Origin of the sequence: Pseudomonas sp. ADAK13 (genome assembly GCF_012935715.1) — a bacterium.
Taxonomy (GTDB): Bacteria; Pseudomonadota; Gammaproteobacteria; order Pseudomonadales; family Pseudomonadaceae; genus Aquipseudomonas.
This window is the reverse complement of the sequence record NZ_CP052860.1, coordinates 2,536,877-2,550,050: the sequence shown is the minus strand read 5'-3', so window position 1 is coordinate 2,550,050 and position 13,174 is coordinate 2,536,877. Positions and strand designations below refer to the sequence as shown.

Sequence of the window (13,174 nt, the reverse complement as noted above, 5' to 3'; positions counted from 1 at the left end):
CGGCTACCGGCCTTTGCGCGAATAAGAGCAGTACTGGCATGGGCTGTGCACTGGCAAAACTCAGAAAATCCTTTCGTCCTTTTCGGAGAGTTGCCATGACCAAGCGTTGCAGCGCCCTGCTCACTGCCCTGTTTGCCAGCCTGATGCTGAGCCAGGCGCCCGCCCAGGCCAACGGTCTGGACGATATCGTCGCCCGTGGCACCCTCAAGGTGGCCGTGCCTCAGGACTTCCCGCCGTTCGGCTCGGTCGGCCCCGACATGAAGCCCCGCGGCCTGGACATCGACACCGCAAAACTGCTGGCCGACCAGCTCAAGGTCAAACTTGAACTGACCCCGGTCAACAGCACCAACCGCATTCCGTTCCTCACCACCGGCAAGGTCGACCTGGTGATTTCAAGCCTGGGCAAGAACGCCGAACGGGAGAAGGTCATCGACTTCTCCAAGGCCTACGCGCCGTTCTACCTCGCCGTGTTCGGCCCGCCGGATGCGCCGGTCAGCACCGTTGACGACCTCAAGGGCAAAACCATCAGCGTGACCCGTGGCGCCATTGAAGACATCGAGCTGACCGCCGTTGCGCCTAAAGAAGCCACGATCAAGCGCTTTGAAGACAACAACTCGACCATCGCCGCCTACCTGGCCGGCCAGGTGGACCTGATCGCCAGCGGCAACGTGGTGATGGTGGCTATCAGCGAGCGCAACCCCAAGCGCGTGCCGGCACTGAAAGTGAAGCTCAAGGACTCGCCGGTGTACGTGGGCGTGAACAAGAATGAGCCGGCGTTGCTGGACAAGGTCAACCAGATCCTGGTGGCAGCCAAGGCCGACGGCAGCCTGGAAAAGAACGCAATGCAGTGGCTTAAAGAGCCGCTGCCGGCTGATCTCTGATCGCGGTAACGAGGGTTAACTATGGCCTATCAATTCGACTTTGTGCCGGTTCTGGCCAATACCGATCTGTTGCTGCGCGGCGCGCTGTTCACCCTTGAACTGACCGCCATCGGTGCGGTGCTGGGCGTGGCGCTGGGAATCGTCGGCGCCGTGGTGCGGGCGTGGAAGATCCAGCCGTTCAGTTGGATCTTCGGGGTGTATGTCGAGTTGATCCGCAACACGCCGTTCCTCGTGCAGTTGTTTTTCATCTTCTTCGGCCTGCCGTCCCTCGGTCTGAAAATCACCGAATGGCAGGCGGCGGTGCTGGCGATGGTGATCAACCTCGGGGCGTACTCCACGGAGATCATCCGCGCCGGGATCCAGGCGATCCCTCGCGGGCAACTGGAAGCGGCGGCCGCACTGGCGATGACGCGCTTCGAAGCGTTCCGCCACGTGGTGCTGCTGCCGGCACTGGGCAAGGTCTGGCCGGCCTTGAGCAGCCAGATCATCATCGTGATGCTCGGTTCTGCGGTCTGCTCGCAGATCGCCACTGAAGAGCTGAGCTTTGCCGCCAACTTTATCCAGTCGCGCAACTTCCGTGCGTTTGAAACCTACGCGCTGACCACCCTGGTCTACCTGTGCATGGCACTGATGATCCGCCAATTGCTCAACTGGATCGGTCGGCGCTATGTGATGAGGAACGCCCGATGAGTGATTTTTCCTTCTGGGACATCGTGCGCAACCTGGCCACCGGCTTGCAGTGGACCTTGCTGTTGTCGCTGGTGGCGTTTATCGGCGGCGGCGTGATCGGCTTGCTGGTGATGACCCTGCGCATCAGTAACAAGGCCTTCCCGCGCAACGTCGCCCGCACCTACATCGAACTGTTCCAGGGCACGCCGCTGCTGATGCAGCTGTTCCTGGTGTTCTTCGGCATCGCCTTGCTCGGCGTGGACATTTCGCCCTGGCTGGCAGCGGCGATTGCCTTGACCCTGTTCACCAGTGCCTACCTGGCCGAGATCTGGCGGGGCTGCGTCGACTCCATCGCCCACGGGCAATGGGAGGCGTCCGCGAGCCTGGCCCTGAATCCGCTTGAACAACTGCGCTACGTGATCCTGCCCCAGGCCCTGCGCATTGCCGTGGCGCCGACCGTGGGTTTCTCGGTGCAAGTGGTCAAAGGCACCGCCGTGACCTCGATCATCGGCTTTACCGAGCTGACCAAAACCGGCGGCATGCTCGCCAACGCTACCTTCGAACCCTTCATGGTCTATGGCCTGGTGGCGCTGGGTTACTTCCTGCTCTGCTACCCCTTGTCCCTCAGTGCGCGCTACCTGGAAAGGAGACTGCATGCCTCTGCTTAGAATTTCCGCCCTGCATAAGTATTACGGCGATCACCATGTACTCAAGGGCATCGACCTGAGTGTCGAAGAAGGCCAGGTGGTGGCGATCATCGGCCGCAGCGGCTCGGGCAAATCCACCTTGCTGCGTACCCTCAATGGCCTGGAGTCGATCAACGACGGGGTGATCGAAGTGGACGGCGAATACCTCGACGCCGCACGCGCCGACCTGCGCAGCTTGCGGCAGAAAGTCGGCATGGTGTTCCAGCAGTTCAACCTGTTCCCGCACCTGACCGTGGGGGAAAACGTCATGCTCGCCCCCCAGGTGGTGCAGAAAGTACCCAAGGCCAAGGCCGCGCAGCTGGCGCGACAAATGCTCGAACGGGTTGGGCTGGGGGAGAAGTTCGACGCCTTCCCCGATCGCTTGTCCGGCGGCCAGCAGCAGCGGGTAGCCATCGCCCGGGCGCTGGCAATGTCGCCCAAGGTGTTGCTGTGCGATGAAATCACCTCGGCCCTGGACCCGGAACTGGTCAACGAAGTGCTCAGCGTGGTGCGCCAACTGGCCAAGGATGGGATGACGCTGATCATGGTCACCCATGAAATGCGTTTTGCCCGGGAAGTGGGCGACAAGCTGGTGTTCATGCACCAGGGCAAGGTGCACGAAGTCGGCGACCCGAAAATCCTGTTTGCCAACCCGCAGACCGCCGAGCTGGCCAATTTCATCGGTTCGGTGGAACAGCCAGGCTGACCAGCTCAAGGTTTCCCAGCCCCTCCAGCAGCGTCTCGCTGCGTACCCCGAGGGCCGCGGAAGGCACGTGCGCCTCAACATCAACCTGGGCCGTCAACCGACGGCCCACCAACGGCAATCCTGCCGCTCGCGCAACCAGCGTCTGGCCAGGCAACAGGCGCCCGGTGGCAGGTTCGACGGGCAAGTGGGCGACTGCCCATTCAACAGCCTGGCCATCGACCTGGGCGTGCTTGAGGTTCAGGGTGAATTGCCCCTGGCGACCAAAGCGGAATCCCTGGCCATCCGCTGGCACGCCGCTAAATCGCAACGCCATCACCGACGCATCAGCACAGACAACGTTCAGGTGCAGGGTACGCGTGCCCAAGGACACCGATTGGCCATCCTGCTGCCCATGCCGAACAGGACCATAGTCAATCCGCGGCTGACTCAAGGACAGTCGACACGTATCAGCACGCGCCTCGTTCGCCATGGCGATTACAAAAAGCAAGAAGTACAGCATAAGCCCCAATCGCAGGCTTCCAGGCTCAGCGGGCAACACACACCGCCCCAGCCGTTTCGTAGAGTTTGTCATCGTTGATCTCTTGCTCAGGGTTCAGGTGCAACAGGCAGATGCTTGAGTCTGGCAGTGAGACATGCAGGGTTTGCTGCTCACTGAGATTGTTCAGGAAGATCATTCCCTCCCCCACGACGCTGGTCAGGAAGGTATTGTCCCTGCTGAACACCGAGGCGCCTTGAGGCAGAGGACGCCCCTGTTCGTCTTGCGCTTCAAGCAGTACGCGGCGAACTTTCACCACATCGAAATCCACAGTATTGAAGGACCCGCGACCGGCGGCGAGGACCTTGGTCCCGTTCTTCAGATCGACGCGCTTGGGCAGGGATTGGGTCTGTACCTCAATGCGGCTGCTGGTATAAGCCGGCAGGCCGGCAATCACCGCATGCCCTCGATAGTCCGTCCAGACCGGCCCCTGAGGGGTCGCTACCCTCGCGGCGCCAATATCACCCACAGAGAGGACGCCGAAGGTGTCTTGAACGCTGTAGGGCGAGAACGTCAGCCCGCGCTCATGGGCCACAACGCCACCGTGCAATTGCCCGGTATAACTGGTGCCCAACGGGTCGCGGCTCACGCCGAGCCCGACACGGGTATAGCGCGGCATTACGTCCACATGGCCGCGAACCGTTTGCTCACGGTCGGCAACATCCCGCTCCGCAGCCACCTCATAGTTCACATACTCATTGACTCGCTCACTGAGCGCGGTGCCCACATCGAACCTGTCGCCACGACGGCTGGCGTAGGATCTCAGGCGACGGTCTTCTCCCAGGGGGACGCTGACCTGAAGCCGCATCGACACGCCTCCCGGCCCCTGCTCCTCACGGCGCACCCTGACAAAACCGTTTTGATTGCGCGGCTGCGATCCACCGACCTGGGAATCGGCAATCAACGAAACATCGACGCCACTGAACGTTTTGTTCCACGAGGCAAACAGGTGCCCGGTTGCTTGTCCGTCAAATTGTGAGCTGCGGGTATAGCTGATTGAGAAGCCGCCCAGTGACGGCTCGGCCCAACTCAAACCCGCCGTGTACTGATTCTTGAAGCGGGCGTCCAGATCATCGACCCTTGATGACTGTCCCGCTTCCAGTACCTCGCGGTAACCCCGGGTCTGTGTGGTGGCGCTCAGGCTGATGTCGATACCGGCGACCAATGGACTGCCAAGGGACAGCGTGCTGCGTGCTCCGGATAATTCGTCCAGCCCGTCACGGGAAAGAGTGTGGCGCAGGCCCACGGAAACCCGCTGGAAGAAGACACTGCTCAGGGTGCCGCCTGCGGCTTGATAGTCATCGGTACTGAGCAATCCGAAACCCACCGATGCACCCCGCCCAACACCCCAGGTCCCGCTGCCCATGGCAACTACCGGCTGCTCGATGTCGTCGGTTGAGCGCTCGCGCACTTTGCCAAGGGAGAAGTAATAACCAGGCGTTACCGGGGCCATCCCTCGAAAGGACGCTGCCGGCACCACGAAACTGCGCTTTGCATCCCGGACGTCAATCACGGTTACGTCAAGGTCGCTGGTGCCATTAAGCAACGGCAAGCCAGTCAGCCTGAATGGCCCATCCGGTACCAGCGTGGTGTGAATCAACACACCTGCCTGGCGCACTTCGATACGCGACTGGCCCTGCGCCAGACCTTCGACTACCACGGCGTTGCCAGCAGAAGGCGTTCGAGACTGCCCGTCTGGGGAAAACTGCACGCCCGACAACTGAATCCCGCCAAATACCGGATTGTTGCTGGAAATTTGACCCACCTGGAACGTCGACCGCAACGCGGCAATATCGCGCTGGGCATAAGCATGCACATGCTCGGTGCTGGTCTTGCCATTGTCTGAAACATAGAACTGACGACTACGGACAACCCAGTTACCCAGGTTGAACCCCGCCTCGGTATAAGCAGATACATAGCGGCTAGGCGCTCCGCGCGAGCGGGTATCGAACGCCAATACGTCATAGTTGAACAAGGCCGCGGCCCCACCCTGGGAAAAACTCCCGGGCTCCCATTCTGGCTCGCGCAAGGACTGGGTCGGCACCACCAGCGAGACCTCATCGCTGCCAGGGCGCAGTCTCACCATCGTCGCGGGATATTCGCCGAGAAAGTCATGACAAGCCTGATCCGGTGCAATCCCCGGGCGAATCACTGCAGTGGGCACCCACAAACCAGCCTTTTCCAGCAGCCCGCGGGTAAAGCACAGTTGCCCCTGGTAATCGAAGCGTGCATCCACCAGCCCCAGCGGGGCTCCGTTGACTCGCAGGCCCACCACATGGACCCCCTCACGAAACCGCGCGGCACTGCGAAAGTAATCAGAGACCTTCGGGTCAATCCCATGACTGGTCAAGGCGGCAAGATCAAAGCCCTCCCCCAACTCAATCGCCGGGGCGTAGCCGGGCAGGCCCCATAGCGTTGCAAGCCCCATGAAAATCTTCGTACGGCAAACCCAGAAAACCGGGGTGCTGACAACTGGTTGGCGCGAGGGCCGCAGCCCTGCGATATTCATTGTTCTCATGGCCCGCTCAACCTGCATCAGCAACAAGAGCGGCGCGGTAGCTGTCGACCATATACCCGTAGACCGTGGCCGGATGAAACTCGACCGAAGCCACGCCCGTTAATGATCCGTCAACCTGGGCGATCAGTACTTCCCCGGGCAAAATATAGGTCCGCGGCAAGATGGCCAGGTGCTTTTGCGGGTGCAGTTGTACTTCCAGTCCCAGGCGAACTACGTAGGCACTGTCGTTATGAACGGTCAGTTGCTCGCCTTCCCGCTTCCATTTGAGCAACTCCCACGGCGATTGATGCCGGGGCAACCCCTTCGGGTGCAGGATCAACGGCAGGTTCTGTCGTAGGGTGATTCCGATGGTGGTGCCCCCCGGTGCACGCGCCTGGGGAATACCCTCGAACGAAATACGCTTCAACCGCTGGGTCTTGAGGGGCTCTTTAAGAGTACCGATGAAACGCACAAGCTGCGTTTCGCCGCTTTCTACACGGGTAATGGGCGGCGTGACAATCAACAGTGGTTCCTGGTCCTCGGGGATATTCTCAATGACCGAATGAAGTAGCGCAGGGCCGGCATCCGTGTTTCTTATGTTGATCGTCGCCTCTCCATCCTCTTCATAAAGAACGACAACCGTTGTTTCGGGCTGCATACCGTCTGCTACTGCCATGCAGGAAAAAAATAAAGCACAACTTGCACACCACAGCAGCGCCATAGTGCCCCTTGAAAGACTACTCACTGAGCTCTCCCGCACATTAAAAGTAACAGCTGCCTAACAAATAAACCGATAAGCGCAGCCGATAGGAAACGGAAAACTTTTAGAAGCTCCCGTTTCAATACCGGCTGTTTCAGGCGTTTAGATGTAATTCAATACGAGAGTCGTGCGCCCATCGAGCGTAATATCCTGGGTAAGGTTTAAGTCTTGCCCCCGGTTGATAACCGCCTTTACTGCGAGTGTCCCTGTTAGTTGCGCAACACGGGCCGGTACAATAGTCACCCCGTTGCGCCACGAGTATTGACTGGGGGTTTGGGCCACTTTGCCATCACTGTTCTGCCAAGCCCCGCCGCCGACCCGCATGATCGGATTCAGAACTACACCCGCAGCCCTGAGGTCCCGGAGAGTAACCGAGTAACCACCGGTGCGCCGTGAGCCTTCGGCGCCCAAGCCATAATTTTGCGCCTCAGTGTAACCAGCACCCAGGATGCCCGGGACTTTGGTGTGGGCTTGCAGGTCGGTAAGGGTCAATCCGAACTGCGCTGGGGTGGTACCGCAATTGACGACCAGCGAGGTGATCTTTTCTTCGCGGGGGTTAAAGGCCGTCGGCGACAACTCACCAGAGAGAATCGGGCCGTAATCAATAATTCCGCCAGCGCCCAGGCTGAGATTGCAGGCGCCGGGAATAATAGTGCCCCTGACAATCAACTGTGCATTTGTCGTCGCTTGAGCACCAATACTTGCAGCCAGGCAAACAACGCCCATCGTCAAACCCAATATTTTCTTCATGTTCAACCTGTCACTAAAAGTTATCAGGCGCCTTTTATTATCGCCAGGGCCGCTCCACTGCCCTACCGCACTTCATCCTTGAAATACAAAACCATAAATAAATAGCACCACGGCCTAATTGCCGAGTGACAGTCTCGCTCTTTAATACCCAGAGAAAGAATAAGACAAACCCTTAACTACTGTCAGAGCAGTAAAAAGTGATTGTCATTGCAAACCGATCTGCCGGTAGTCCTAAGCAACATATCGACCGGACAAGTAATACGCCAGCGTAGGCAAATTCAGTAAAAACATCCAAATCGAGGAAATTAATTATTTCCTATATACCCTTCGGACTTAACGTCAGACGCAAAAGTAATCGCCCTACATTTCCTACAAATCTTGCTCCAGGACAGCTATAGGAGAATTCCCATAGCACTACGCGTTGGCGTCAGCGGTTGATCGTGGCACGATGGCGAGGTTATCGACCGAGACCCCTTACCCATGCCGCAATCCCAAGCCAAGAATCTGTCCCTGATCGCCGCCATCGACCTGGGCTCCAACAGCTTTCACATGGTCGTGGCCAAGGCCCAGAACGGCGAAATCCGCATCCTTGAGCGGCTCGGCGAGAAAGTGCAACTGGCTGCCGGGATCGACGACGAGCGTCAGCTCAATGAAGAATCCATGCAGCGCGGGCTCGATTGCCTCAAGCGCTTTGCCCAACTGATCAACGGCATGCCCCCGGGTGCCGTGCGGATCGTCGGGACCAACGCCTTGCGTGAAGCCCGCAACCGTGGCGAATTTATCCGCCGTGCCGAGGAGATCCTCGGGCACCCGGTAGAGGTCATCTCCGGCCGTGAAGAAGCGCGCCTGATCTACCTCGGCGTGTCCCACACACTCGCCGATACGCCGGGCAAGCGCCTGGTGGCCGACATCGGCGGTGGCAGTACCGAGTTCATCATTGGCCAGCGTTTTGAGCCGCTGCTGCGCGAAAGCCTGCAGATGGGTTGCGTGAGCTACACCCAACGCTATTTCAAGGACGGCAAGATCACCCCGGCCCGTTACGCCCAGGCGTACACGGCGGCGCGGCTGGAGATCATGAGCATCGAGCACGCCCTGCACCGCCTGACGTGGGATGAGGCCATCGGTTCTTCCGGCACCATTCGCGCCATCGGCCTGGCGCTCAAGGCCGGCGGCCACGGCGCCGGTGAGGTCAACGCTGAAGGCCTGGCCTGGCTCAAGCGCAAGCTGTTCAAGCTGGGGGATGCCGAGAAGATCGACTTCGACGGCATCAAGCCTGACCGCCGCACCATTTTCCCGGCGGGCCTGGCGATTCTCGAAGCGATTTTCGATGCCCTCGAACTGCAACGCATGGACCACTGTGACGGCGCCCTGCGTGAAGGTGTGCTGTATGACCTGCTGGGCCGCCATCACCACGAGGACGTCCGTGAACGCACCCTCAGCTCGCTGATGGAGCGTTACCACGTCGACCTGGAACAGGCGGCGCGGGTTGAACGCAAGGCGCTGCATGCCTTCGACCAGGTAGCAGCGGATTGGGACCTGGAAGACGGCGTCTGGCGCGAACTGCTGGGTTGGGCCGCGAAGGTCCATGAAGTGGGGCTGGACATCGCTCACTACCATTACCACAAGCACGGCGCCTACCTGATCGAGCACTCGGACCTGGCGGGCTTCTCCCGGGAAGACCAGCAGATGCTCGCACTGCTCGTACGCGGCCACCGTCGCAATATTCCGAAGGACAAGTTTGCCGAGTTCGGTGATGAAGGCATCAAGCTGATTCGCCTGTGCGCGCTGCTGCGCTTTGCGATCCTGTTCCACCACATCCGTGGTACCCAGGAAATGCCGCAAGTGGTGCTGCGCGCCAATGCCGACAGCCTGGATGTGGTGTTCCCGAAAAACTGGCTGGATGAAAACCAGCTGACCCAGGCGGATTTCGCCCAGGAAGCGGAGTGGCTGACGCGGGTTGGGTTTACGCTGAACGTTCGCTGATACGATCTACTGTGGCGAGGGGGCTTGTCCCCCGTTGGGCTGCGAAGCAGCCCCAAAACCTGCAAAACTAATCTGACAGACAGGGCGATGTAGCGTTATCAGGGGCTGCTGCGCAGCCCAGCGGGGGACAAGCCCCCTCACCACAAAAGCATCCCCTGCTCTGTTGATGCCTATGCGCCCCAAAAAAAACGGCCCTCGATAGGGCCGTTTTTTTATGCCGCCAACTCCAGCCTCAATTCACCGTCAGAATCGGGCTGCCCAGCTTCTCCAGCAACGTCGCCTGGGCGCTGCGCGGGTTCTGGTTGCCGGTCGGGGTGTTGCGCACGTAGCGCCCGTCCGACTGCAGGCTCCAGCTGTGGGTGTTGTCGGTGAGGTAACTCTCCAGCTCCTTCTTGACCCGCATGATCAGCTTCTTGCCTTCCACCGGGAAGCACGTCTCCACACGCTTGTCGAGGTTGCGCTCCATCCAGTCGGCGCTGGAGAGGAACATCTGCTCCTCGCCGCCGTTGAGGAAGTAGAACACCCGCGTGTGCTCCAGGAAGCGCCCGATGATCGAACGCACGTGGATGTTATGGGAAACCCCGGCGATGCCCGGACGCAGGCAGCACATGCCACGCACCACCAGGTCGATACGTACGCCCGACTGGCTGGCCTTGTACAACGCGCGGATGATCTTCGGATCGGTCAGCGAGTTGAACTTGGCTATGATGTGCGCCGGCTTGCCGTCGAGGGCGAACTGGGTCTCGCGGGCAATCATGTCGAGCATGCCCTTCTTCAGGGTGAACGGCGCGTGCAGCAGCTTCTTCATGCGCAACGTCTTGCCCATGCCGATCAACTGGCTGAACAGTTTGCCGACGTCTTCACACAAGGCGTCATCGGAAGTCAGCAGGCTGTAGTCGGTGTAGAGCTTGGCGTTGCCGGCGTGGTAGTTGCCGGTCCCCAAGTGGGCGTAACGCACGATCTCACCGGCTTCGCGGCGCAGGATCAGCATCATCTTGGCGTGGGTCTTGAAGCCGACCACGCCGTAGATCACCACCGCGCCGGCCGCTTGCAGCCGGCTGGCCAGTTGCAGGTTGGATTCCTCGTCGAACCGCGCGCGCAGTTCGATCACCGCCGTCACTTCCTTGCCGTTACGCGCGGCGTCTACCAGCGCATCGACGATTTCCGAGTTGGCGCCGGAGCGGTACAGGGTCTGGCGCACAGCCAGCACGTGCGGGTCCTTGGCGGCCTGGCGCAACAGGTCGACCACCGGGGTGAAGGACTCGAACGGGTGCAGCAGCAGAATGTCCTGCTTGCTTACCACGCTGAAGATGTTCTCGCTGTTTTGCAGCAGTTTCGGGATCTGCGGGGTGAACGGCTTGTATTGCAGCTCCGGGTGGCTGTCCAGGCCCGTAATGCTGAACAGGCGCGTGAGGTTCACCGGACCGTTGACTTGATACAGCTCGCTCTCGCTCAGGTTGAACTGCTTGAGCAAGTAGTCGGACAGGTGTTTCGGGCAGGTGTCCGCCACTTCAAGACGTACTGCGTCGCCGTAGCGACGGGAGAACAGTTCGCCGCGCAGGGCACGGGCCAAGTCTTCGACGTCTTCGGAGTCCAGCGCGAGGTCGGCGTTACGGGTCAGGCGGAACTGGTAGCAGCCCTTGACCTTCATGCCCTGGAACAGGTCGTCGGCGTGAGCGTGGATCATCGACGAAAGGAATACATAGTTATCGCCAGGCCCCCCCACCTCTTCCGGTACCTTGATAATCCGTGGCAGCAACCGTGGCGCCGGGATAATCGCAAGGCCCGAGTCGCGACCGAAGGCGTCGATACCTTCCAGCTCGACGATGAAGTTCAGGCTCTTGTTCACCAGCAACGGGAACGGGTGCGTCGGGTCGAGGCCGATCGGGGTGATGATCGGCGAGATTTCGTCGCGGAAGAAGCGGCGTACCCAGGTCTTGAGCTTGGTGGTCCAGTAGCGGCGACGGATGAAGCGGACCTGATGTTTTTCCAGTTCCGGCAACAGGATGTCGTTGAGGATCGCGTATTGGCGGTCCACGTGGCCGTGCACCAGCTCGCTGATACGCGCCAGGGCCTGATGCGGTTGCAGGCCGTCGGCGCCGGCTTGTTCACGGGCGAAGGTGATCTGCTTTTTAAGGCCGGCGACACGAATCTCGAAGAACTCGTCCAGGTTGCTGGAGAAAATCAGCAAAAACTTCAGCCGTTCCAGCAAGGGGTAGGACTCATCCAGTGCCTGTTCCAGCACGCGGATGTTGAATTGCAGTTGTGACAGCTCGCGATGGATGTACAGGCTGCTGTCATCCAGGTTGGTAATCGCAACCACCGGCGCCGGCGCGGCAGCTGGCGTTTCGGCTACCGCAACGGGTGGAGCCGGCTCCAGCTCCGGCGGGGTCTCGGTGACTTGTTCGACCACCGGGTGAGCGTCTTTTACGGCAACTTCTGTGAGTCCTTCGGTATTCATCGAGTGTTCCTGTGAGGGCTATTGTTGCTCTCTAAGCAATTGGGCGGCGCGGGCGGCGAAGTAAGTCAGGATGCCATCAGCACCCGCGCGTTTAAAGGCAGTCAGGGATTCAAGAATCACCCCTTCACTCAACCAACCATTCTGGATCGCGGCCATGTGCATGGCGTATTCACCGCTCACCTGATAGACAAAGGTCGGCACCTTGAATTCCTCTTTGACCCGATAAAGGATGTCGAGGTACGGCATCCCGGGCTTGACCATGACCATGTCGGCGCCTTCGGCCAGGTCTGCCGCCACTTCGTGCAGGGCTTCGTGGCTGTTGGCCGGGTCCATCTGGTACGAGGCCTTGTTGGCCTTGCCCAGGTTCAGCGCCGAGCCCACCGCATCGCGGAACGGGCCGTAGTAGGCGCTGGCGTATTTGGCCGAGTAGGCCATGATTCGTACGTTGACGTGGCCGGCCAGCTCGAGCGCTTCGCGAATCGCCTGGATGCGGCCGTCCATCATGTCTGACGGCGCCACCACCTGGGCACCCGCCGCCGCATGGGACAAGGCCTGCTTGACCAGCGCATCAACGGTGATGTCGTTCTGAACATAGCCTTCTTCGTCGAGAATGCCATCCTGACCGTGGGTGGTGAACGGGTCCAGGGCCACGTCGGTGATCACCCCCAGTTCCGGAAAGCGTTCACGCAAGGCACGGGTGGCGCGCTGGGCGATACCGTCCGGGTTCCAGGCTTCGGCGGCGTCCAGGGACTTGAACCCGGACGGCGTGACCGGAAACAGCGCCAGCGCCGGAATCCCCAGTTCGACCCAGTTCGCCGCCTCTTCGAGCAGCACATCAATGGTCAAGCGCTCCACACCCGGCATCGACGCCACCGCTTCCCGACGATTTTCACCGTCCAGCACAAACACCGGCAGGATCAGATCATTCACCGTCAGGACGTTTTCACGCACCAGACGACGTGAAAAATCATCACGACGGTTGCGACGCAGACGGGTGGCGGGAAACAAACGGTTGGCGGGGGTAAAGCTCACGGCAGACTCCTGAGCCCGGCTTGACGGGCGAGCGTGACAGTTATAAGCGGCCATTATGACGAAGGAATTACAGTTGTGGTTAGCTCATACACCGTAAGGCAACAGTCGTGCGACCTGTAGTCGCATTCGTCGTTTATGTAAGAATTGTTCACTTCGTGACACATCTCGATACTTTCATGAATGTTCACGAAGGCGTAGGCTGCGCGTTCATTTC

Annotated in this window: 11 protein-coding genes; 5 read left to right on the top strand and 6 right to left on the bottom strand. The window is 60.0% G+C overall.

What is annotated here, in order from left to right; genetic code table 11:
* Nucleotides 1-95: 95 nt before the first annotated feature.
* Genes HKK54_RS11810 through HKK54_RS11795 form a run of 4 tightly spaced genes read left to right on the top strand, consistent with a single transcriptional unit; the run spans nt 96 to nt 2,942 of the window.
* Nucleotides 96-881 carry a transporter substrate-binding domain-containing protein gene (locus HKK54_RS11810; RefSeq protein WP_010167947.1) on the top strand — a complete coding sequence of 262 codons (786 nt, stop codon included), beginning with the start codon at nt 96-98 and terminating at the stop codon, nt 879-881.
* A 21-nt stretch (nt 882-902) separates the two neighbouring features.
* A complete protein-coding gene (locus tag HKK54_RS11805; protein ID WP_003213995.1) occupies nt 903-1,571 on the top strand; it encodes an amino acid ABC transporter permease in 669 nt (222 codons plus the stop codon).
* A complete protein-coding gene (locus HKK54_RS11800; protein WP_010167949.1) occupies nt 1,568-2,218 on the top strand; it encodes an amino acid ABC transporter permease in 651 nt (216 codons plus the stop codon). Before HKK54_RS11805 ends, HKK54_RS11800 begins: the two co-directional genes overlap by 4 nt.
* A complete protein-coding gene (locus tag HKK54_RS11795; protein ID WP_010167951.1) occupies nt 2,205-2,942 on the top strand; it encodes an amino acid ABC transporter ATP-binding protein in 738 nt (245 codons plus the stop codon). Before HKK54_RS11800 ends, HKK54_RS11795 begins: the two co-directional genes overlap by 14 nt.
* Here the strand turns inward: HKK54_RS11795 and HKK54_RS11790 are convergent.
* From HKK54_RS11790 to HKK54_RS11775, 4 genes are all read right to left on the bottom strand, one after another.
* Nucleotides 2,914-3,312: a hypothetical protein gene (locus HKK54_RS11790; protein WP_337999221.1), complete on the bottom strand. Its 399-nt coding sequence runs from the start codon at nt 3,310-3,312 to the stop codon at nt 2,914-2,916. The genes HKK54_RS11795 and HKK54_RS11790 overlap by 29 nt on opposite strands.
* Before the next feature lie 154 nt (nt 3,313-3,466).
* Nucleotides 3,467-5,905, bottom strand: coding sequence for a fimbria/pilus outer membrane usher protein (locus HKK54_RS11785; RefSeq protein WP_169389272.1), 2,439 nt, complete (start codon nt 5,903-5,905; stop codon nt 3,467-3,469).
* A gap of 97 nt (nt 5,906-6,002) precedes the next feature.
* The gene (locus HKK54_RS11780; RefSeq protein ID WP_218192521.1) at nt 6,003-6,695 is read right to left on the bottom strand and encodes a fimbria/pilus chaperone family protein; all 693 of its coding nucleotides are present in this window, start codon (nt 6,693-6,695) and stop codon (nt 6,003-6,005) included.
* 141 nt (nt 6,696-6,836) lie between these two features.
* A complete protein-coding gene (locus HKK54_RS11775; RefSeq protein ID WP_010167959.1) occupies nt 6,837-7,484 on the bottom strand; it encodes a DUF1120 domain-containing protein in 648 nt (215 codons plus the stop codon).
* Nucleotides 7,485-7,964: 480 nt separating this feature from the next.
* On the opposite strand from HKK54_RS11775, the gene ppx reads away from it, so the two are divergent.
* Nucleotides 7,965-9,467, top strand: coding sequence for an exopolyphosphatase (ppx, locus tag HKK54_RS11770; protein WP_010167962.1), 1,503 nt, complete (start codon nt 7,965-7,967; stop codon nt 9,465-9,467).
* Nucleotides 9,468-9,699: 232 nt separating this feature from the next.
* Here the strand turns inward: ppx and ppk1 are convergent, their stop codons facing one another.
* The gene (gene ppk1 / locus HKK54_RS11765; RefSeq protein WP_169386866.1) at nt 9,700-11,928 is read right to left on the bottom strand and encodes a polyphosphate kinase 1; all 2,229 of its coding nucleotides are present in this window, start codon (nt 11,926-11,928) and stop codon (nt 9,700-9,702) included.
* Between the two features lie 18 nt (nt 11,929-11,946).
* Complete coding sequence (gene hemB / locus HKK54_RS11760) at nt 11,947-12,960, bottom strand: porphobilinogen synthase (protein WP_169386865.1); 1,014 nt, start codon at nt 12,958-12,960, stop codon at nt 11,947-11,949.
* Between the last annotated feature and the right edge of the window lie 214 nt (nt 12,961-13,174).

Bases quoted from the DNA above. Each gene is read 5' to 3' on its own strand.
- HKK54_RS11810 (WP_010167947.1), top strand. From the start codon at position 96: ATGACCAAGCGTTGCAGCGCCCTGCTCACTGCCCTGTTTGCCAGCCTG.
- HKK54_RS11805 (WP_003213995.1), top strand. From the start codon at position 903: ATGGCCTATCAATTCGACTTTGTGCCGGTTCTGGCCAATACCGATCTG.
- HKK54_RS11785 (WP_169389272.1), bottom strand. From the start codon at position 5,905: ATGGGGCTTGCAACGCTATGGGGCCTGCCCGGCTACGCCCCGGCGATT.
- HKK54_RS11800 (WP_010167949.1), top strand. From the start codon at position 1,568: ATGAGTGATTTTTCCTTCTGGGACATCGTGCGCAACCTGGCCACCGGC.
- ppx (WP_010167962.1), top strand. From the start codon at position 7,965: ATGCCGCAATCCCAAGCCAAGAATCTGTCCCTGATCGCCGCCATCGAC.
- ppk1 (WP_169386866.1), bottom strand. From the start codon at position 11,928: ATGAATACCGAAGGACTCACAGAAGTTGCCGTAAAAGACGCTCACCCG.
- HKK54_RS11795 (WP_010167951.1), top strand. From the start codon at position 2,205: ATGCCTCTGCTTAGAATTTCCGCCCTGCATAAGTATTACGGCGATCAC.
- HKK54_RS11775 (WP_010167959.1), bottom strand. From the start codon at position 7,484: ATGAAGAAAATATTGGGTTTGACGATGGGCGTTGTTTGCCTGGCTGCA.
- HKK54_RS11780 (WP_218192521.1), bottom strand. From the start codon at position 6,695: ATGGCGCTGCTGTGGTGTGCAAGTTGTGCTTTATTTTTTTCCTGCATG.